The sequence below is a fragment of the Pseudomonas sp. 65/3-MNA-CIBAN-0223 genome (genome assembly GCF_040310425.1).
Lineage (GTDB): Bacteria > Pseudomonadota > Gammaproteobacteria > Pseudomonadales > Pseudomonadaceae > Aquipseudomonas > Aquipseudomonas gregormendelii.
Genome location: NZ_JBEOPV010000203.1, coordinates 1 through 262, shown reverse-complemented (window position 1 = coordinate 262; position 262 = coordinate 1). Strand labels below are relative to the sequence as shown.

The 262-nt window shown below is 62.2% G+C and carries 1 pseudogene; it reads left to right on the top strand.

Features of this window, described 5'->3' with window-relative positions:
* Positions 1-262: pseudogene (locus tag AAEZ09_RS28570) on the top strand (class 1 fructose-bisphosphatase); the annotation flags it as partial.

The window sequence follows — 262 nt, the reverse complement described above, 5'->3', positions numbered from 1 at the left end:
CCTGGCCGGCATGGCCTCCGAGGAAATGGACAACGCCTACCAGATTCCCGGCAAATACCCCAAGGGTGCGTACCTGCTGGTATTCGATCCGCTGGACGGCTCCAGCAATATCGACGTGAACGTTTCGGTTGGCACCATCTTCTCGGTATTGCGCTGCCCGGACGCGAGCTTCAGCCAGAACGATGCGCTCGGCGAGGAAGCCTTCCTGCAGCCGGGCTCCAAGCAGGTTGCTGCCGGTTACGCCATCTACGGCCCGCAGACC